Source organism: Methylobacterium frigidaeris, from assembly GCF_022179185.1.
In the GTDB taxonomy this organism is placed as follows: domain Bacteria; phylum Pseudomonadota; class Alphaproteobacteria; order Rhizobiales; family Beijerinckiaceae; genus Methylobacterium; species Methylobacterium frigidaeris.
In genome coordinates this window covers 1-214 of record NZ_BPQJ01000462.1, presented here as the reverse complement: position 1 = coordinate 214, position 214 = coordinate 1, and the positions used below count along the sequence as shown (strand labels likewise).

At 65.9% G+C, this 214-nt stretch carries 1 protein-coding gene; it reads right to left on the bottom strand.

Going from position 1 to position 214, the window contains the following annotated elements; genetic code table 11:
• Nucleotides 1–214, bottom strand: a 214-nt coding sequence (locus MFF64_RS39280; RefSeq protein ID WP_238194205.1) for an ATPase, T2SS/T4P/T4SS family, incomplete at both ends; no start/stop codon positions are given.

Sequence of the window (214 nt, the reverse complement as noted above, 5' to 3'; positions counted from 1 at the left end):
CCCCCACCATGATGATGTCTGTGTCCTGCCGGAGGAAGGCCCCTAGCGGCCGGGCGAAGGTGAGGCCCGCCTGGGGGTTCACCTGGGTCTGGTTGATCCCGGGGATCTCGTACTCCACGGAGTCTTCAATGGTCTGGGTGGTCTTGTCGGGGGTGGCGATGCGCTTGTGGATGGGGAAGGTGGTGAAGCTCTTGCCCGACCCCGTGGGCCCGGT